The organism is Ruminococcus albus AD2013 (assembly GCF_000526775.1).
Lineage (GTDB): Bacteria > Bacillota > Clostridia > Oscillospirales > Ruminococcaceae > Hominimerdicola > Hominimerdicola alba_A.
In genome coordinates, this window is record NZ_JAGS01000001.1 from 1,944,445 (window position 1) to 1,963,397 (window position 18,953).

The 18,953-nt window shown below is 46.4% G+C and carries 18 protein-coding genes; 7 read left to right on the forward strand and 11 right to left on the reverse strand.

Annotated features, from left to right (window positions below; translation table 11 throughout):
- Positions 1-165 precede the first annotated feature (165 nt).
- Positions 166-1,554: a hypothetical protein gene (locus N773_RS0108570; RefSeq protein WP_024857408.1), complete on the forward strand. Its 1,389-nt coding sequence runs from the start codon at positions 166-168 to the stop codon at positions 1,552-1,554.
- Positions 1,555-1,594: 40 nt separating this feature from the next.
- Here the strand turns inward: N773_RS0108570 and N773_RS0108575 are convergent, their stop codons facing one another.
- From N773_RS0108575 to N773_RS22580, 4 genes are all read right to left on the reverse strand, one after another.
- Positions 1,595-2,470, reverse strand: a complete 876-nt coding sequence (locus N773_RS0108575) for an IS1595 family transposase (protein WP_024857409.1) — start codon at positions 2,468-2,470, stop codon at positions 1,595-1,597.
- A 151-nt stretch (positions 2,471-2,621) separates the two neighbouring features.
- The gene (locus N773_RS21215) at positions 2,622-4,154 is read right to left on the reverse strand and encodes an EAL domain-containing protein (RefSeq protein WP_024857410.1); all 1,533 of its coding nucleotides are present in this window, start codon (positions 4,152-4,154) and stop codon (positions 2,622-2,624) included.
- A 671-nt stretch (positions 4,155-4,825) separates the two neighbouring features.
- A complete protein-coding gene (locus N773_RS0108585) occupies positions 4,826-5,653 on the reverse strand; it encodes an IS1595 family transposase (RefSeq protein ID WP_024857411.1) in 828 nt (275 codons plus the stop codon).
- Between the two features lie 30 nt (positions 5,654-5,683).
- The gene (locus N773_RS22580; protein WP_196231618.1) at positions 5,684-5,872 is read right to left on the reverse strand and encodes a hypothetical protein; all 189 of its coding nucleotides are present in this window, start codon (positions 5,870-5,872) and stop codon (positions 5,684-5,686) included.
- A 40-nt stretch (positions 5,873-5,912) separates the two neighbouring features.
- Here N773_RS22580 and N773_RS0108590 point away from each other — a divergent pair, with 40 nt between their 5' ends.
- Both N773_RS0108590 and N773_RS0108595 read left to right on the forward strand, forming a co-directional pair.
- Positions 5,913-6,380, forward strand: coding sequence for a divergent PAP2 family protein (locus N773_RS0108590; protein ID WP_242840370.1), 468 nt, complete (start codon positions 5,913-5,915; stop codon positions 6,378-6,380).
- Positions 6,381-6,610: 230 nt separating this feature from the next.
- Entirely contained in the window at positions 6,611-7,297 is a 687-nt protein-coding gene (locus N773_RS0108595; RefSeq protein WP_024857413.1) for an HAD family hydrolase, read from the forward strand.
- On the opposite strand, the gene N773_RS22585 is transcribed toward N773_RS0108595, so the two are convergent.
- The 5 genes from N773_RS22585 to N773_RS0108620 form a co-directional block, all read right to left on the reverse strand.
- A complete protein-coding gene (locus N773_RS22585) occupies positions 7,278-7,580 on the reverse strand; it encodes a hypothetical protein (RefSeq protein WP_024857414.1) in 303 nt (100 codons plus the stop codon). The genes N773_RS0108595 and N773_RS22585 overlap by 20 nt on opposite strands.
- A 279-nt stretch (positions 7,581-7,859) precedes the next feature.
- The gene (locus N773_RS0108605) at positions 7,860-8,675 is read right to left on the reverse strand and encodes a hypothetical protein (RefSeq protein WP_024857415.1); all 816 of its coding nucleotides are present in this window, start codon (positions 8,673-8,675) and stop codon (positions 7,860-7,862) included.
- A 2-nt stretch (positions 8,676-8,677) separates the two neighbouring features.
- Positions 8,678-9,454 (reverse strand): EFR1 family ferrodoxin, encoded by a 777-nt coding sequence (locus N773_RS0108610; RefSeq protein WP_024857416.1) that lies wholly within the window; start codon positions 9,452-9,454, stop codon positions 8,678-8,680.
- 4 nt (positions 9,455-9,458) lie between these two features.
- Entirely contained in the window at positions 9,459-10,148 is a 690-nt protein-coding gene (locus N773_RS0108615; protein WP_024857417.1) for a DUF2461 family protein, read from the reverse strand.
- Positions 10,149-10,217: 69 nt separating this feature from the next.
- Positions 10,218-10,541 carry a hypothetical protein gene (locus N773_RS0108620; RefSeq protein ID WP_024857418.1) on the reverse strand — a complete coding sequence of 108 codons (324 nt, stop codon included), beginning with the start codon at positions 10,539-10,541 and terminating at the stop codon, positions 10,218-10,220.
- Between the two features lie 179 nt (positions 10,542-10,720).
- Between N773_RS0108620 and N773_RS20025 the strand changes: the two genes are divergently transcribed.
- The 4 genes from N773_RS20025 to N773_RS0108640 all read left to right on the forward strand — a co-directional run bounded on the left by N773_RS20025 (position 10,721) and on the right by N773_RS0108640 (position 14,603).
- Complete coding sequence (locus N773_RS20025; protein WP_043537853.1) at positions 10,721-11,188, forward strand: GNAT family N-acetyltransferase; 468 nt, start codon at positions 10,721-10,723, stop codon at positions 11,186-11,188.
- Between the two features lie 10 nt (positions 11,189-11,198).
- Positions 11,199-11,654 carry a hypothetical protein gene (locus tag N773_RS0108630; protein ID WP_024857419.1) on the forward strand — a complete coding sequence of 152 codons (456 nt, stop codon included), beginning with the start codon at positions 11,199-11,201 and terminating at the stop codon, positions 11,652-11,654.
- Between the two features lie 33 nt (positions 11,655-11,687).
- Complete coding sequence (locus N773_RS0108635) at positions 11,688-13,304, forward strand: ABC-F family ATP-binding cassette domain-containing protein (protein WP_024857420.1); 1,617 nt, start codon at positions 11,688-11,690, stop codon at positions 13,302-13,304.
- Between the two features lie 321 nt (positions 13,305-13,625).
- Positions 13,626-14,603: a hypothetical protein gene (locus N773_RS0108640; protein WP_024857421.1), complete on the forward strand. Its 978-nt coding sequence runs from the start codon at positions 13,626-13,628 to the stop codon at positions 14,601-14,603.
- A 38-nt stretch (positions 14,604-14,641) separates the two neighbouring features.
- Here the strand turns inward: N773_RS0108640 and N773_RS0108645 are convergent, their stop codons facing one another.
- Entirely contained in the window at positions 14,642-18,259 is a 3,618-nt protein-coding gene (locus N773_RS0108645; protein WP_024857422.1) for a response regulator, read from the reverse strand.
- 129 nt (positions 18,260-18,388) lie between these two features.
- Positions 18,389-18,943 carry a DUF6935 domain-containing protein gene (locus N773_RS0108650; RefSeq protein ID WP_024857423.1) on the reverse strand — a complete coding sequence of 185 codons (555 nt, stop codon included), beginning with the start codon at positions 18,941-18,943 and terminating at the stop codon, positions 18,389-18,391.
- Positions 18,944-18,953 lie beyond the last annotated feature (10 nt).

Here is an 18,953-nt window from a genome sequence, read left to right on the forward strand (position 1 = left end):
CAGTCTATGCCAGGCTCTTTTTCTTTGTTTGGGCTGCAACAGCACCATTTTCAGTACATTTAATTGTATACAAAGTTTTTGAAAATCACGGGCAGCGTCTTGACAAAATATATGTCTTGTGCTATACTGTAATACTTTACTAACAGACAAAAGGAGGAACAAAATATGTTATTTTCAAAAGGAACACCCGAAATCAGAATACGCCGAAAGATCTCTCCCCGCGGAACATTCAAAAGCGGCATAGTTTTCAGCGTTAAAAACGGACTTGGCAAGTTGCGGAATGAATTTGGCGCATCGGACGATCACTACGATACAAACAATATCCTTATGCTTGGCGACACGCCGCTGATTCAGGCTGAAGTCCCATGCTGCCCCACCTGCCGCAGTCTGCTGATGGCGGGTTACGGCATTGAAAATGCCGATTCTCCCGAACTGCGGGCGGTGTGTGATGCAGTCAATGCTGACTATATCGACATCGAACATTCCTTTGAGATAATGCGCCCTCTCCTTGGTCTTCTGGAAGACGGCTATTATCTTCTGGCGGACGCTGAATGTATCCCCACCGACGGCGACGGGAAATTCTTCTGGGATATCGACCCCACCCTGCACGAATATGATGCTGCGACTTCGGCTTATTACATATCCGAGGAAGACGGCTGTTTTCTTTGCGCCTGCGAAGACGTTGAACCGATGTTTCTGTACCCCACACAATCGGCATCGGTTTTCAACAGAGAACGTGCTGAATACTACCGCGAACACAACCGCGACTACGAAAACGCACCCCGCGCCATAGCTTTCAACTCCGCCTACGGTATCAGTGCGCTTCTTGACGGTCATCACAAGGCGGCAGCGGCGGCGATGAACGGTCAGCGGGTAAAGTGTCTGCTGATAATACCATCTTTTGAACAATTCTGTAAGCCTGTGGGCGGCGAATGGGAATTCAGCCGACAGGTATTCACAAACGAAATCTTTTTTACCGCGGAAGATTTCACCGAAAAAGAAATAGCACAGTTCAGAAAAGAATGGGTCGTGAAGCACGCAAAAATAAATTCGCCAAACCGAAAAAAGCTTGAACTTTTCCCCCACAAGTTCAAGCCTAGAGAATGGGAGAGCGAATTTACCGCGTATGCTGAAAAATACCCCACAGTTCGTCAGCTGGTGCTTGAAAAGCTGTTCGGGATAACCGACAGGTATACAGAAATTGTCACTTGCCTGAGAGATGGGCTGAAAGCTGACAAATCGCTGTATTCCCTGACGGATATCGACAGCGGACTTTTCAGGAACAACCGTGAGAAAGGCGAGGAGATACCCGCACTCCGACTTCTGCTTGAAAAAGCACATCGCGACAATGATAAGTCGCTGAAAGAAGTGGCGTTTGAGATAGTGCGCACACATTTCGGCGGATATGTGCTGACCGCCGCTGCGCTGAGGTATCTGCTGATGTTCGATAACGACAGCGATGTTGAAAAAGTGTTCGTGGATATCATATCCGATGCAGAAGAATATGAGAGGTATGGAGATATAGCAGTTGACTACTGGCAGGACGTTTTATAATTCATAATATGGTTATCCCCTTAACACACCACAAGTAAAATCACTGCACCAAAGCAGCCAAAAGCCTTAAATACGCACTGTTTTCCAGCTTGCGACGGTTGAATTTGTAACAGTATTCGGCAGCATATAACGCTGTGTGGATCTTTTCGTTTTCGTGGTTAGTCCCCATGATCATTGCTTTGAAGTTTGATATAACTTTATGCATCCAATTCAGCTGACCGCTTTTCGGATCATATGTCTCAAAAACATGGAAGTATTTCTGTGCCAGCGGTTTCTTGTAGCTTCGGGCATTATCACTCTCGATCTTCGAGCCTGCGCGGATATTATCCCTGGCAAATCTACCAACAGTTATACCCTTTAAATTCGGCACATCGCTCATTTTAACGTACTCGGGATTTCCTGCTGCGTTCTTTGATAAAGCTACGATCATCTTGACTTTTTCAGTACCTCTGCCGCGCTTTTTACCGTGAGTCGGAGCACCGAGATACGTGTCATCAAGTTCAACGATTCCGTCGAGCAAATAGCGTTCTTCACGGCATTTCATAGCTTTTCTGATGCGATGAAGGATGTACCAGGCTGTCTTGTAGGTCACCCCCAAAGACCTCATCAGCGTAACAGCAGAAACGCTGCATTTGTTGCTCATAATGAGGAATGCGGTGACTATCCACAGTCTGAGCGGAATATGTGTTCTGTGCATAAAAGTTCCGTTTGTGGCGGATATATCTGCTTTACAGAACTTGCAGCGCAGCAGATGGCGTGACCTTATCCTGCGGTACTCAGAGCCACCGCAAAACGGGCAGGCAAAGCCCTTTTCAAAGCGGATATCAAGCAGAAAATCCTTGCAAAAGCTTTCATCTGCGAACTTTGAGTATATCCCATCAAGTGTGATCTCAGGTTTCGGAAATCTTTTTGACATAGCGACAGCTCCCTTCGGTTTCTGTCACTATTATACTATATTTTCTGAGTTTTGAGGTCTGTTTATTTGGACAGCATTGTAAATTATCTGTGGTGTGTTAAAGGGATAACCATGTTTTTGTTTGATTCGTTCATATGTACTCCTCTGGGTATCAACACGACTGTATTGTATAAAGATATTTCCCGTTCTTCAGTTTTGAAATCCGGATAATTTTCAGCGCATAATCCTCACCGCTGCGAACCCTGAACGATTGCTGGATGAAATGAGTGACTCTTTCATTCAGCGTTTCAAGATCAAAGAATGTCAGGTACCTGTCACGATCATCCGGATGCACTTCATGGTCAGCAAATTCGAGAATCCCTTTGCGCAGGGAAATCTTACCGTATACTTTTGCAAAACCCGCATTGGAGTATATCTGTACTGCAATGTCTTTATCCGGTGTGATCTCTGTTACAAGGTTATAGGTTGCATAAAGTGACTGGCTGTATTTGAGGATCAGATAATCGCTACGCTCCGACTCGATCACATGAACCGTAGCTGCTATCAAATGTCTATCTCCGGCTGATGCCACCAGCTTCGTAGAGAACGTGTAAACAACTTCATTCATGATGTTATTCATTTTCTGAACGCCGCCACGATGGATAGTCATCTTTATTTGCATCATAAATCGATCACGGTATTCATACTGTTCGTCATTAACATCATGCTCGATCTGTTTTGCTGAATTATAGCCAAGTTTTGATATCTCTTTGATATACGCCGTATTTACATACGGATAAGTTATCACGCCGTTATTGTACTCTATTAATGCAAGCGGAGCCGTACTGAGCATCTCATCCGAATTTGCCGCATCGGAAGAAGTCATAAGCGGATCACCGCTTAAAAAATTCACTTTTCCGGCATCGTTCCAAAAGTCACGCTCACTTGCGGATTCTGATGGATGTTGTGAAAGATAACCTAAAAAATCCGCTTCACACAACGGCTTTGAATAATAATATCCCTGTACGATCTCACAGCCGATACTTCTTAGGTAAGCAAGCTGTTCTTCGGTCTCTACGCCTTCCGACAGCGTGTGGATCCCAAGTGCCTTAGCCATATTGATGATAGAATAGATTATTTTTCTTGAACACACATCGAATTGCTGCAGCAGAGACATATCGATTTTCAGCACATCAAACCGGTAATCCTTCAGAACGTTCAGAGATGAGTAGCCGCTTCCGAAATCATCAAGCCACACACTGAATCCGGCATCATTGAACTGTTTAAACAATCTGCGTGTTTTCTCCCTGTTTCTCAGCATAGTGCTTTCTGTAATTTCAAGGTGAATCGTATTGACGGGAACATCATACTCTGACAGTATCTTGGTGATCTCCCGTAACATATCTGTTTCAACAAAATCAATTCTTGAAAGGTTGATGGAAAACGTCATGTCCTTGCAGTCGTTTTGCTGATAGAATCGACAGACATTTTTCAGCATTGCCAGATCAAGCTTGTGGATCAGCCTATATTCCTCAAGCAGACCGATAAACTCACCTGGCGGTATCAGTCCTCGCTGCGGATCTTCCCATCTTGCTAATGCCTCAGCGCCGCAGACTTTTCCGGAGATAGTCCTTGTCAATGGCTGGAAGTATGTTTTAATACAGCCTTTGCTAAGGGCATCTTCAAATCTGTTTACAAAATCCATTCTCTATCACCTCTTGATTATAAAATATATTATATTACACCCTTCATAAGGGAAATGTAAATTGCCGTATGAGGCTTGTATCAATGTACTGCAGTTTTCAGCCTGTATTCTGTAACTATTGTTATACTTCTGTCAATTTGTTTGTAATTATTATTCTATTATTATATATAATGATATTATATCACAAATTATCTTATTTTTCAAGACTTTTCTGTTCGTTATCCACTTTTCCCCGGTAAATTTTTGATCCTAAACACGATCTCTGTCTGCCTAATCACATCTCCACCACACGAAAAGTAAGTACACATCCCAAATCAACGACTGTGATTTATTATAGAATGCAGCTTTTGACTGCCTGTATACCGAGCATATGAGCGAGATGAAAAACGAGCAGTATAACAAAAGAGCGGCTCCGGGAAAGGATACTCTCCAAACTCGGAGCCGCTGTTTCTACGCTTGAAACTTTAGCAAATAAAGATATAATGGTGTGATCTGTAGCTGCAAAGCAGAATGTCCGAAAGAAATGCCCAGGGAAATACTTGCCAGTAGATCACTAGGCATCAGATTCAGGTTTCAACAGACTATTGATTTGCAGGCAGTATGACCTCCGCAGTAAAAGTATAGCCTTTTCCCGCTTATTTACAGGAAAGATCCAGTGTTCCGCCGTATTTCTACAGTGTGTTTCGGACGCTTTTCAAGCCCAGTCCATGATGCTTTCTGTCAGGCTTGTTCGTTATAATATCTGCTGAGACATCGATATACCCTCTGCACGGATTGCTGATACTGATTAAATTCAGCTGACCGCTTGTCGGATCATATGTCTCAAAAACATGGAAGTATTTCTGTGCCAGCGGTTTCTTGTAACTTCGGGCATTATCACTCTCGATCTTCGAGCCTGCGCGGATATTATCCCTGGCAAATCTACCCACAGTTATGCCCTTTAAATTCGGCACATCGCTCATTTTAACGTACTCGGGATTTCCTGCTGCGTTCTTCGATAAAGCTACAATCATCTTGACTTTTTCAGTACCTCTGCCGCGCATTTTACCGTGAGTCGGAGCACCGAGATACGTGTCATCAAGTTCAACGATTTCGTCGAGCAAATAGCGTTCTTCACGGCATTTCATAGCTTTTCTGATGCACTGAAGGATGTACCAGGCTGTCTTGTAGGTCACCCCCAAAGACCTCATCAGCGTAACAGCAGAAACGCTGCATTTGTTGCTCATAATGAGGAATGCGGTGACTATCCACAGTCTGAGCGGAATATGTGTTCTGTGCATAAAAGTTCCGTTTGTGGCGGATATATCTGCTTTACAGAACTTGCAGCGCAGCAGATGGCGTGACCTTATCCTGAGGTACTCAGAGCCACCGCAAAACGTGCAGGCAAAGCCCTTTTCAAAGCGGATATCAAGCAGAAAATCCTTGCAAAAACCTTCATCTGCGAACTTTGAGTATATCCCATCAAGTGTGATCTCAGGTTTCGGAAATCTTTTTGACATAGCGACAGTTCCCTTCGGTTTCTGTCACTATTATACTATATTTTCCGGCTTTTGAGGTCTGTTTATTTGGACAGCATTGTAAATTATCTGTGGTGTGTTAAAGGGATAACCATGATTCACAATTATTGGCATGGAGATAACGTAGCTGTAATGAGGATAGAATGCCAAAGCTCTTCTCCTTGGAATTCTCTTCCACTTTTCTCGCTTTACTTTTCTCATAATTTGTGCTATAATATAAAAAGATCTTAACCAAGGACTGATGAACATGAGATACATTACCGAACTGTTTTCAAATATATTTGTGCTTACTGCCCTCGCTTCTTGGGCTGAAGCTCAGGTGCTTAAAACTATCATACACGCCATTGTCAATAAAAAATTTGATATCACCCGACTTTTCGGCGACGGAGGTATGCCAAGCGGTCATTCTGCTACAGTTACTTCTCTAGCCGCCTGCGTTGGTCTTGTGAAAGGTCTTGATTCCGTGGAATTCGCTATTGCGGGTATAGTCGCTGTTGTCGTCTGCCACGATGCAAGAGGTGTCCGCCTTGAAACAGGCAAACAGTCCACCATATTAAACGAGATGCAGAAGACCCTGAAACTACTGACTTCTCAGGAACTTCCCGAAGTCAAGCTCAAAGAGTTCGTAGGCCATACCCCGACACAGGTTGCCGCAGGCATAATCATGGGCATAGTGAATGCCATAATAGTATATAACCTGTTTACGTAGGCCTGTCCATGAAGCAGAGTCTTCCGTCGAAGGACTCTTGACTTCTGAACTTCAATATGATAAAATCATAGGGTATTTTAATTTTCTGGTTATCACGCTGACACACCAAATCAATTGGTGTAATATCGAAACTTGAAATACTTGGCGGTTATCGTTATACAGCACTTTGCAGTGGTGTATTAAATCGATAGCAATGTTTAATTTTGTTCACAAAAAGTGAGGTCGCTAAAATGATAAACGGACTGATATTCGATATGGACGGACTTATGGTCGATACCGAAAAACTGCTCACACGATTCTGGCGCGAAGCCGCCGCTTTCTACGGCTGGGAAATGAAGCAGGAACACGTTCTCGGCATACGCTCGCTTGCGGGAAAGTATGCAGGTCCCAAACTGCAAAAAGAGATAAGCCCCGATTTTGATTATGCAAAAGTCCGCCTTAAACGCATTGAGCTTATGAACGCATATATCGAAAAAAACGGCATTGAAAAAAAGCCGGGGCTCGATGAACTCATTGCATACGGCAAGGACAAAGGTCTACGGCTTGCAGTGGCAACTGCTACGGATAATGTTCGCACAAAGCTTTATCTTGAATCCATCGGGGTGTACCACCATTTTGACAAAGTTGTATGCGGGAATATGGTAAAAAGCTCCAAACCCGACCCCGACATATACCTAACAGCATCAGCGGAACTGGGTCTGCCGCCTGCTGAATGTATCGCCCTTGAGGATTCTCCGAACGGTATCCGTTCAGCACATTCCGCAGGGTGTGTACCTGTATTCGTCCCCGACCTATCACAGCCCGATGAAGACACATCTGCGCTGATGTATGCTTGTTGTGAGACACTGGCGCACGTTATACCTGTTATCGAACAGCTCAACAGATACAATTCACAATTCACAATTCATAATTCATAATTATTCGCAGGAAGATAACGTAGCTGTACTTGGGATAGAATGCCAAGGAAGAGAGCTTTTGGTCAAGCTTTTCGCGAAAAGCTTGCGGGGAGTTTGAGGGGCGGAGTCCCTCAATCACCAAGGCATAAAACCAAAATGCAAAACGAACTTTAAGAGCGAGACAAACTCCCGCCAACAAAAAAGGCGCGGCAATAACCAAATAATCGAGCGTGGACAAAACAAACGTCCACGCTCTTTCTATGTCCGTAAAATAATTGCCGCGCCCGCCGTCAAACAGCGACATCGTCTTTGACGGCTCGACCCGAGGTCGCTGCCGACGCAGTCGCAGCTGAGGGGCGAAACCTCGCAAACTAATGTCCCGAAACCAAACCAGCGACCAGCACAGCACCCCACGACCCAAATTAAAAACAGCTGTCTGTTACATGGACTGCAACCCAGCTATACAGCAAACAACAGAAATTATCCGAAAACAAACACACCGTAAAATATAATGCCCCGAAGCACTAAAACTTCGGGGCAAGATACTGTATCAATATCAGTATAAGGGTAAACTTTTGTACACCTATTCCTCTTCCGACTCTACCACAGAATCATCATCTTCCTCAGCGGCTTCGGATCCTTCTTCCTCCTTAGCCTCATCACCGAGAAATATCTCTTTCTGCATATCTTTCAGCTCATCGTCTTTCAATTCTTCACCGCCGATAGTTATTCCCTCAGCTGTGATATCCTTGAAAACGAAACCGTCATGTTCAACGTTGACCGTGACTTCCGCAGGCTTGCCATCACGCTTTCCGCTGTATACCAACTCGTAAATATCCCCCGAATGTGTGCATTCACATTCGTATTTACCATCGTCAAACCAGCCCTCAAGCATCTTTCCAACGGTCTTTTCATCATCGGATGTCTTAAAGTTCATCACCGATACGGGTGTGTTTTCAAGCCTTTCAATCAGGGAATTTTCATTCACTGTAAGCCCCTGAATAAATCCGTTTGAGAATATCGCCGCCACTATGAGTATCAACAGAACGATACTCTTGGTTTTACCCGCGCCGCGAAGTTTGTCCCTGCGGTACAGGTACAGCGGAGGTATCCACACCGCTTTTTTCAGACTTTGCCGCGCCGCATCATCAATGTCGTCAGCGTGTTTAAGGTCAGCATGACAGCCAAAAAACATCAGGAATATAACCGACAGCCACAGCACCGCACCCGAATACTTATCCACAGCGAAGTTTTCCATAACTATTCCGAACAGCGGTATCAGCGCCACAAACCAAAGTCCGCCGCCTGTAGAACGCTCGCCCCTTGCAAGCTTCGGCTTGAACACGAATTTCTGCTCGGGTGAATACTGCCAGCCAAACTGCATATTATTCATATCCATATTTAATATTTGTACCTCCAAGTGATATTGGGCTCTTTTCGGCAGTAATACCTGTCCCTGCCCACAGTCCTGCGGCCGTACTCGATAGCCCCCGTGGGACATCCGCATATGCATGACATACAGTGCATACATTTTTCGCCCCATACAGGTCTGCCGTCTGACAGAGTTATACTGCCGTAAGGACAGGCTTCAACACATTTGCCGCAGCCTATGCATTTATCCGTCGTGTGGAATTTCCTGCTTGAAACGCAAGCCCCGAAAAACCATGGATTTACCAGCTTCGTCAGAGGTTTCAGCAGCTTCATATCCAGATCATCTATCAGCACTTCTCCTCGGCTGATAGTGTTGACTATACTCACAAGTTCACTGTTTGCCATCCTGAAAATGTGCTTCTGCTCATCCTCTTTCGGGGGCTTGTACATGATGATATAGTTCTCTGGCATTGGCACGCCCGCAAATCCCATAAAGGTCATGCCCTTTTTCTCACATATCTTTTTGAGATACCTTGCCGCGTCACCTGTCTGCGATTCACAGGTCGCAACAAAGTATACCTTGTCACTGCCCCAGAAATCGGAACGCTCCAGAAAGCCCTCCACCAGCGGCGGGAACCTCCAGGCATATATAGGCGCACAGATGATATAAGGCGCCTTTGAATAGAACTTCGTCTTAACGCCCGATTTTATGAATTCTCTTATGTCCTTGACTTCGTTGTGCAGAAGTTCACCTATCACCTCTGCCGCATAACGGGTGTTGCCCGTACCGCTGAAATATAAGACCATCTTCTCACCTCGTCTTTTCAGAATCCTCCGCTGCCACAGCATCCTCTGCCTTTATGAAAAGCTCGTACACGGGGGCTATCTTCTCGAAATCCGCCGCCACTCTTTCACACAGCTTGTCACCGAAAAACAGTTCGGGGTCATCGCTGGAATGAAGCACTACGGGATTTCTCCTGTTGAGCCAGTTCTTGTATCTCACAGGTTCATTGGGGTATCTGTCACGCTTGTAAGGTGCACCGTCAAGCACAAGGCTGTCCTGACTCTCATAAGCGTCGATAGCTTTCACCGCTGCTTTGTCGCGGTTGAGTATGTACATACGCACCTTTTCCACAACGGGCGAGGGCATATTATAATACCCGCAGCCCCAGCCAAGGTCATCGGGACTTATCCAGAAAAAGAACTCGGGCTTGCTGACAAACCTCTCCTTAGGGCGCATAAGAGAGAACCATATGCTTTTTCTGAAAAACATACCGTCCCTGATAAGCCTTACGTCCCTGTAGATACGGCTCACCTTTTTCGGCGAGCATACTATCCTGCTGTCGATACGCCCCATCAGCGGTGCAAGGTACTCTATCATCTCCCGCATGGGAACAAGAACTTCCTTTTCATAGGTCTCCTTGTTCGCCCTGAACCATTCCTTGTCGTTGCGGGTGTAGTTTTCAAATAAAAACTGCGGTGCATTAGGTGTAAACGGCATAACTGTTACCTCTGCTTTCTTTCTATCATCTTCTCTTTTACGTTTTTCTTCTTTTGTATATGACCCCTGTCAGGTTATGACAAAGTAATCGTCCTCGCACTCGCCGGCAAGGCTGTATATGCAGTAGTATTCGGCAAATTCGGAACTGCTGTCCTTTTTGTAAACATCAAGATCGACCTTGATGAACTCACGGCTGAACTTTTTTGATACAACAAAGGAATAGCCGTAAAGCTTTACTTCCACCTGATCTTTGTCAGTAAGACCGTACTCTCTGCTTTCCTCTTTTGTGATATCGTCTGTAAGATAGTTCTCAAAGCACACCCAAAAACTGTCAAAAGTCCGCTTCACCAGATCATATCTTTCCACTGTCTCTTCAAGTTCTTCTCTGAGCATATTTTTTCTCCCTGCACTTGATCGGGTCATACGTCTATTCAGATATATTATAACCGATTTTTCCCAAACAGTCAACAGCTTTATTCAGATTTGAGTTTTTTCCGTATGATTTGCCGATTTACAAAGCTTACGTAAAATGTTATAATTTTAAAGTATGATATAATGCGGAGGTGTGTCTTGTGCGACCTGAATACAAACGCGCCGACATCAGCGACCTTGATATACTCGTTTCATCAAGGATAAAAGTTCTGATAGCTGCGAACAGACTGCCCGATGATACGGATATGTCCGTGATAGAACAGCAGTCACGGGAATATTACAGGCAGTCCCTGACGGACGGCAGCCATACCGCATATCTCGTTTATGACGGTGATGATATCATCGCCGCAGGGGGAATAAGCTATTACAGGGTAATGCCCACCTGCGATGTCCCCACAGGGAGAAAAGCCTATATAATGAATATGTACACCGACCCCGCATACCGCAGACAGGGCATAGCCACAAAAACACTCGACCTGCTTACCCGTGATGCTAAAGCTAAAGGCATATCTTTCATCGCCCTTGAAGCCACCGATATGGGCAGACCTCTTTATGAACGTTACGGCTTTGTTCCCATGGAACATGAGATGATACTCCCCACTGAATAAGGAGAAAAGAATGTTTAAATATTCGGATAACGATATGGAGAATTTTTCTCTCCATGACTGCCGTGCCACCAGCCTTACCTTTGGTGACAGCACGCTGACTTTCGGATTTGAAGAGGGTTTCTGGTACGCAAAAGGGACTACCATGCTTTCCCGCGATACGGGCAAAGGCGAAGTTGAGTTCCATACAATCTACCCCGATATGCACTGCAATATCTATGTGGATATATTTGAATGGCGCACCGAAAACGAGGACGATTGTGTTGCCCTGCGCAGAAATCTCCCCTTTGAGGAGTTCGTTAAACTAATGAACAGCGGTATGAAGATAGAATTTCTCAAAGAGTACAAGGGCTATCAAAGCTATCTCTACGAATGCGACCTGTTCGGCTGCGGCAAATACGGCGATATCGAAGCTACGATAACAATTTCCGCGGATAGTATCACCTACCGCTGGAACGATAAAGAGTAAAGTAAGGATATTCAATATTAAGGAGTAAGTAAAATGATAACAGTTTCAAACGTCAGCCTGTCCTTTGGCGGACAGCTTCTTTTCAAGGACGTAGACCTCAAGTTCACCAACGGCAACTGCTATGGTATCATAGGTGCCAACGGCGCGGGCAAATCCACTTTCCTGCGTATACTCAACGGCGAACTTGAACCCACCACGGGCGAAGTAGCTATCACCAAAGGCGAGCGCCTTTCAGTGCTGAAGCAGGACCACTTCGCATTTGACGAGTATACCGTCCTTGATACCGTAATCATGGGCAACAAGCGTCTTTACGATATCATGCAGGAGAAAGACGCACTCTATGCCAAGGAAGATTTTTCTGAGGAAGACGGCGACCGTGCAGGTCAGCTGGAAAGCGAATTTGCAGAACTCAACGGCTGGGAAGCTGAATCCGATGCATCAAAGCTGATACAGGGTCTGGGTCTCTCCGAAGACCTTCTCTATCAGCAGATGGCAGGACTTTCGGGTAACGAGAAAGTCAAGGTACTGCTGGCACAGGCACTTTTCGGCAATCCCGATATCATCATGCTGGACGAGCCTACAAACCATCTGGATATCGACGCTATCCGCTGGCTTGAAGATTTCCTTGCAGACTACTTCGGAACTGTACTGGTTGTCAGCCATGACAGACACTTCCTCAACAATGTCTGCACACATATCGTTGATATCGACTACACCAAGATCAAGATGTACGTGGGCAACTACGAATTCTGGTACGAGTCCTCACAGCTGATGCAGAGACTTATCAAAAACCAGAACAAGAAAGCCGAGGAAAAGATCAAGGAGCTGCAGGAGTTCATCAACCGTTTCTCCGCAAACAAATCCAAATCCCGTCAGGCTACTGCAAGGCGTAAGCTTCTGGATAAACTTTCTGTTGAGGAAATGCCCGCTTCATCGAGAAAATACCCGTTCATCGGCTTCAATATCGACCGCGAACTAGGCAAGGATATACTGAAAGTAAATAATGTCTCCAAGACAGTTGACGGCGTAAAGCTTCTCAACAATGTCAGCTTCACTCTCTCCCGCACCGATAAGGTGGCATTTATAGGCGAAAGCGAACAGGCTATAACCGCCCTCTTCAAGATACTCGCAGAGGAGACCGAACCCGATGAGGGTACTATCAAGTGGGGCGTATCCACTTCACGTTCATACTTCCCCGTTGACAACTCCGAGTATTTCAACGGCCACACCGAAAGCATAGTTGACTGGCTCCGCCCCTACTCGACTTCCGAGGTAACAGACACATTTCTCCGCGGATTCCTGGGACGTATGCTGTTCTCGGGCGACGAGATATACAAGCCCGTTGAGGTACTCTCGGGTGGTGAAAAGGTCAGATGTATGTTCAGCCGAATGATGCTTTTCGGCTCCAACGTTATCCTGCTTGACCGCCCCACCAACCACCTCGACCTCGAATCCATAACCGCAGTAAACAATGCACTGCGTGATTTCAAGGGTGTTGTTATCTTCGCAAGCCACGACCACGAGATTGTACAGACCGTTGCAAACCGCATCATCGAGATAACACCCGACGGCTGTATCGACCGTGCAGGAACCTACGAAGAATTCCTTGAATGGAGAAGAGAACAGGGCATGAAGTCCTTTATCGAATAAGCTGTTTCATAATAATTGCAGAGAGCGTATGCAGATCCAATGCATACGCTCTTTTTGCGCCTGTGTCTTTAGTCATAAACGCCCATGTTCGCAGGTTAATTACTCTTAATTCATGTTTAATATAAACTATTGTGAATGTCAATTATTTAATATAATCAACATTTTCTGCAACTCCCACAAAAGAAGCGCCAAAAATGCCCTAAAAATCAGACCACTCAAAAATACCCGTTAATAAGTTCAAAAAATCTTAATTAAAATGCCCCCGCAATATGATATACTTTTATATAGCTTAAATTTGCAGGGAAAGTTTGAGGTGAACCAATGACCGATAAGAAAAAATTTATACCGATACTGATAACCTCCGCACTTTCGGTGCTTATGGTCGCAGTATCAAGGATAACAGGCGAAACCGATATCATCTTTCCCGAGGCAGCCGCTGTCGCCATAGGCGTACTTGCAGCACCTGTCAGGTCGTGGAACACAAGCAAGCTTCGCCTGATGCTGACTATAACAGCCGCCGCACTTCTGGGCATGGCTGTTGTAATGTTCGTACCTTTTCCGATATATATAAAAATACCAATAGGGCTTGCCGCAGTAACGATACTCATAACCCTTTCGCAGACAAATTTCCTTCCTGCAATATCTGCCTGCATACTCCCGATAATGAACGGCACACACAGTGCGGCTTATCCGCTATCGGTGGTGACAGTGACGGGTATCACACTTCTCACGCTGCATATATTTGAAGAAACAGGAATGCGGAACAAGTACCGCTATGTTCCCATTGAACCCACAAGACCGCTTATCAGGCTTCGTTTGGCTCAGGTAATAATCGCAAGCATCGTATGCTTTATCCCACTGGCGCTGGAAAGACCTTTCTTCATAGCACCGCCGCTGATAGTCGCTTTTTTTGAAATGACTGCACCGTCATCACCTGTGAAAAAGGACATGACCACGGCAACGGTAATGATGGCACTAAGCGCATTTCTCGGAGTTTCCTGCCGCATACTTCTTGGTGAGATAGCAGGACTTCCAATGGCAGCTGCGGCAGCAGTTACCACCTGTGCTATAATGTTCGCCATCGAAATAACAGGTTTCTACTTCCCGCCCTGCGGTTCTGTCGGACTTCTTCCCTACATTATACCGCAGCATACTCTTGTTAGGTTCCCCTTTATAGTAACCACAGGTTTCCTTATCTTTGCTGCGATAAGTCTGGTATCTTCAAACCATGTAAAGCACGAAATGGAAGAAGCTGAAAAAGAAAACTCAGAACATACTGAGGCATACAACCACATATAAAATATGCCGGAGGACGCTGATGTCCTCCGGCTTTTTTATCATCTGAGTCTTTTATATAACGCTTCCGTCAGCCTTGCAAGCTCCGCAAGAGTACCCTCGATATCGGGTTTCTCCTCCGATCTGCCACGGTAGAACATCTCGCCTGTATATGCCATATCGCCAAGTTTTTCAGCACCTATCGTCCTTGCGGCACCTTTCAGCGAATGGAGCTTTATCATGGCATTCTCCCTGTCGTTTTCCGCCACGAATTTTCTTATGCTCTCGGTATACTCTTCAGCCGATTCCGCAAAAGCTTCCAGTGTAAGCTTATAGTTGTCCTCGCCGCTGCAGTGCTTTATGCCTGTATCCGCGTCAAGACCATCAATGCCGTTAAAGCCCTTTTCCGCAAGGGCATTCTCACCTGCGGCTAGTTCTTCTATCTTCGCACTGCCCTGCCATATCTCGTTGGTGAATCCCTGCTCGTTCATGATGTAGTCGGCATCGTCGTCTATCATCTGTATCATAGCCGCAGCAACATCAGGGTCGAACTGCGTTCCGCTGCACCTGATGAACTCGTTCCTTACCTTCTGCTGTTCCATGGGCTTTGAGTACGTTCTCGTGGAAGTCATGGCATCATAGCAGTCCGCCGCACATATTATACGCGCAGCCTCAGGGATATCCTTGCCTTTCAGCCCGTCGGGATAACCGCTGCCGTCGTATTTCTCGTGATGCGACCTTGCACCTGTGGCAAGCCCCGGCATTTCGGTTATGGAAGACAGTATCTCACTGCCTATGACAGTATGCCGCTTTATCTGCATGAACTCCTCGTCAGTAAGCCGGGAGGTCTTGTTAAGTATATCCTCGCTGACACCTATCTTGCCGATATCATGCATAAGTCCCATGCGGAATATCTGCTGCTGTTCAGCTTCGCTCTTGCCCAGTCTTCTTGCAAGTTCAGCCGAGTATATAGCAACACGGTTGGAATGTCCGTTGGTGTAATGATCCTTCGCGTCAACGGTCTTCGCAAGAGCCATCATCATCTCCAGCGAGAGTCTTTCGCTCCTTATCTGCTGTCTGTCAACTTCGCTCTTCAGTCCCGATTGCAGCTGATAAAGCTCCACGGCACGTTTCGTTCGCTGTATCAGCACCTCGGGTGAGAAGGGCTTCTTCACATAGTCCGCCGCACCGTTCTTGAATCCTGTGCTTTCAGCCTCGGCGCTGTCTTCACCCGTCACGAATATAACAGGTATGTCCCGCACCTCGGGGTCTTCTTTAAGCCTGCTGAGAACTTCAAAACCGTTCATTCCCGCAAGGCTGATATCCAGAAGCACAGCGTCGGGCATCTTGCTTTTTGTCAGAGCTATCGCTTCCTCACCTGTACCGCAGGTTATAACATCGAAGATATTATCCAGGATATTCTTTGCCGTTGTCCTGATGACCTGATCGTCGTCCACCACCAGTACCTTCGGCGCAGTGCTGACCCTGCGTCCCTCGGATACAGCCTGTTTTTCCAGCTTTTCCTCGGGCAGCATACCCGCCATCATCTTCTCCAGACGTTCACCGTCAACGGGCTTTGAAAGATAATCGTTGAACCCCGCTTCGATGTAAGTCTCTCTCGCCCCCGATACCGCATTCGCCGTCAGTGCCACGCATAAAGCGTTTTCTCTGCCCTCCATGGCACGGAGCCTTTTCAGCGTTTCGATACCGTCCATATCGGGCATCATGTGATCGATAAAGTAGATATCATAGGTATTCAGCGCCGCAAGTCTCAGCGCCTCCGCACCAGATGAAGCCGTATCTATGCCCACCATAGTCTTTTTGAGCAGACCCTTGAACACCGTCAGGTTCATGGCATTGTCATCAACCACGAGCACTCTCGCCGTAGGCGCATGGAAAAGCTCTCTGTAAATATGCACTCCCTTGCCGACACTTGAGAATCTCTTTGAGAAATCCCCGATAGCCTGCCATTTCGTGACTTTCTGCACTATCTCAAATGAGAACACCGAGCCCTCGCCGTAAACACTGCTGACTTCCAGCCTGCTGTCCATCAAGTCGAGAAGCTGTCTTGTTATGCTCATACCCAGCCCCGTTCCCTCAATGGAACGGTTCCTGCCCTCTTCGATTCGCGAAAAGGGCGAAAACAGCCTGTCCATGTCCTCCTGCTTTATGCCCATTCCCGTGTCGCTTACCGTGAATCTCAGCTTTATGCTGTCCTTGCCTGCTTTCTCATATCCTACTTCAAAATGCACACTGCCCTTTTCGGTGTACTTCACCGCATTGGTCAGCAGATTAAGTGCGCACTGTTTGACTCTTATCTCATCACCCACCAGCAGATGCGGTATCCCGCTGTCCACGCTCACATCGAACCGCAGACCCTTTTTATCCGCTCTGGGACGCACCATATTCACAAGGTCGTTTATAGCCGAACCAAGCTCGTACTGTGTCGGTATCAGCTCCATCTTGCCCTGCTCGACCTTTGAGAAATCCAGTATGTCGTTTATCAGCGAAAGCAGTGTCCTGCCCGCATTCCTGATATCCTCCGCATACCCTATTATCTGACGTTCCTTGCTTTCGCGCAGTATCATCTCGTCCATACCGAGCACAGCATTTATAGGCGTTCTTATCTCATGGGACATATTTGCAAGAAACGCTGATTTTGCGCGGTTTGCCTTATCAGCCAGCTGGCTCTGCTCCCGCAGATGCTCCATATAGTTGTAATGCTCAGTATCATCTATCAGCCTGTAAAGGCTTCCGAAATTCTCGCCCTCATATTCCAGTTCTTCAATGCAGGGGGTGTATATACGGTCGTCAATGGTTATAACATCTTCGTCCTCTATCGCCTGTTCGATGATATCCAGAGTTTCATCGGGCTTTTCCACCAGCTGAGGATACAGCGTTTTCGCAGGTTCGTTGAAATACCTGACCCTGCCCTCGGTATCCACCGCGATAAGTCCCTCGGACAGTTTGTCCACAACGTACTCCCTTGTCAGTTCCAAAGTGTCCAGCAGATCGTACTTGAATATCGCTATGTACATTATCACCGTACTCAGTGAATATCCCAGCACGGTTATATTGTAGCCATTGGTCATTCCCGTCAGATAAATTATGTAGCAGATGACCTCCACCACTATCGATGCCGCTATATACCATAGCCTTTTCAGATTTTTCTTGTTCTTCTCCTTATATATCGTCATGAAAAGTATCAGCAGACCGTAAACTATATAGCTTATCAGAAACATGGTGTACACATGATGCCACGGTCCCTGGTCATAGGTCAGGTGCGGATGTACTCCTTCCTTTGTAAATCCAAGATTGCGGTAGTACAGATGATGCCAGTCATTGGTCATTACCGCCACATAGGTCAGGGCATGGAATGCCCCCAGAAACAGCATCGTGTTTTTCTTCGTCCTCACTCCGCATAATTCCACCAGAAATATCAGCAGTGAAAAGGGTATCCATACCGTACCCACATACGAAAGCTTCTGTGCGGTCATCGCCTCATCATAATTGTCAGAAAGCATTACCTGAAGCATTCCCGCATTGTTGACCATCGTAGCCGCACAGTTCAGAAGCAGATATCCGTGTATCCTGCTTTTCCAGTTCCTAAATATATATGCGCTCTCAAACAGCAGACCAAATATACTGATATACTGCAAAGCCAGCACAAAATAATACATCCGACGTCCCCCTTACCGAAATATTTTCCGTCCCCGCTCCCCCGCGAACAAGGACGTTCCCCCTTGATATCATTTTCCGCAAAACAGGCACCTCCCCCAATGGAAGTGCCCGTATCCCGCTTTAAAACATCACGCCCAGGGGTTCGTTGATTCGGGCGGACGTATGCCCGCCAGCAGAAACTGTTCCCACAGATACCAATTGCCGTCCTTTGCCAGTCTGAGCTGTATGGGACGAGGGCTGTCAGCCCCGCCCGACTGCAGGTAAAGCTTAGCGTATCCGCTGTCCTGATAGGAATAGGGATTCTCGCTGACCTTTACAGTGTAAGGCTGTGCGGGTTTGTAGTCGTTAGCAGGTACAGCCCCCACAAAATAACTCCGCGGAACATAATCAGCATCTCTGAATCTGTCTGCAAGGAACTGCTGTTCATAGTTCGAAAGGGGCTGAGGTCCTTTCAGAAAATTCAGCATCTGTATGCAAGTGTCCTTATCCTGCGGGTAGAAACACAAAGCAAGCACAGTCAGTGCCGCTGTCTTGAAAGGGTCGTCCATCGCCGCCTGTGGCAGTGCGGTGAACTCCGCAAAATTATCGGGCAGTTTTGTGAATACCACATCTACCGTTTTATTGCCCGAACTCTGCTGTACGTTCTGCGGTGCGGGCGAACCGATATTGTCAAAAAGTCCCATTCTGTAAACC

Coding starts and splice junctions, on each gene's coding strand:
- N773_RS0108570 (WP_024857408.1), top strand. CDS start 166: ATGTTATTTTCAAAAGGAACACCCGAAATCAGAATACGCCGAAAGATC.
- N773_RS0108575 (WP_024857409.1), bottom strand. CDS start 2,470: ATGTCAAAAAGATTTCCGAAACCTGAGATCACACTTGATGGGATATAC.
- N773_RS21215 (WP_024857410.1), bottom strand. CDS start 4,154: ATGGATTTTGTAAACAGATTTGAAGATGCCCTTAGCAAAGGCTGTATT.
- N773_RS0108585 (WP_024857411.1), bottom strand. CDS start 5,653: ATGTCAAAAAGATTTCCGAAACCTGAGATCACACTTGATGGGATATAC.
- N773_RS22580 (WP_196231618.1), bottom strand. CDS start 5,872: ATGAGAAAAGTAAAGCGAGAAAAGTGGAAGAGAATTCCAAGGAGAAGA.
- N773_RS0108590 (WP_242840370.1), top strand. CDS start 5,913: ATGAACATGAGATACATTACCGAACTGTTTTCAAATATATTTGTGCTT.
- N773_RS0108595 (WP_024857413.1), top strand. CDS start 6,611: ATGATAAACGGACTGATATTCGATATGGACGGACTTATGGTCGATACC.
- N773_RS22585 (WP_024857414.1), bottom strand. CDS start 7,580: ATGTCGCTGTTTGACGGCGGGCGCGGCAATTATTTTACGGACATAGAA.
- N773_RS0108605 (WP_024857415.1), bottom strand. CDS start 8,675: ATGGATATGAATAATATGCAGTTTGGCTGGCAGTATTCACCCGAGCAG.
- N773_RS0108610 (WP_024857416.1), bottom strand. CDS start 9,454: ATGGTCTTATATTTCAGCGGTACGGGCAACACCCGTTATGCGGCAGAG.
- N773_RS0108615 (WP_024857417.1), bottom strand. CDS start 10,148: ATGCCGTTTACACCTAATGCACCGCAGTTTTTATTTGAAAACTACACC.
- N773_RS0108620 (WP_024857418.1), bottom strand. CDS start 10,541: ATGCTCAGAGAAGAACTTGAAGAGACAGTGGAAAGATATGATCTGGTG.
- N773_RS0108630 (WP_024857419.1), top strand. CDS start 11,199: ATGTTTAAATATTCGGATAACGATATGGAGAATTTTTCTCTCCATGAC.
- N773_RS0108635 (WP_024857420.1), top strand. CDS start 11,688: ATGATAACAGTTTCAAACGTCAGCCTGTCCTTTGGCGGACAGCTTCTT.
- N773_RS0108640 (WP_024857421.1), top strand. CDS start 13,626: ATGACCGATAAGAAAAAATTTATACCGATACTGATAACCTCCGCACTT.
- N773_RS0108645 (WP_024857422.1), bottom strand. CDS start 18,259: ATGTATTATTTTGTGCTGGCTTTGCAGTATATCAGTATATTTGGTCTG.
- N773_RS0108650 (WP_024857423.1), bottom strand. CDS start 18,943: ATGGGACTTTTTGACAATATCGGTTCGCCCGCACCGCAGAACGTACAG.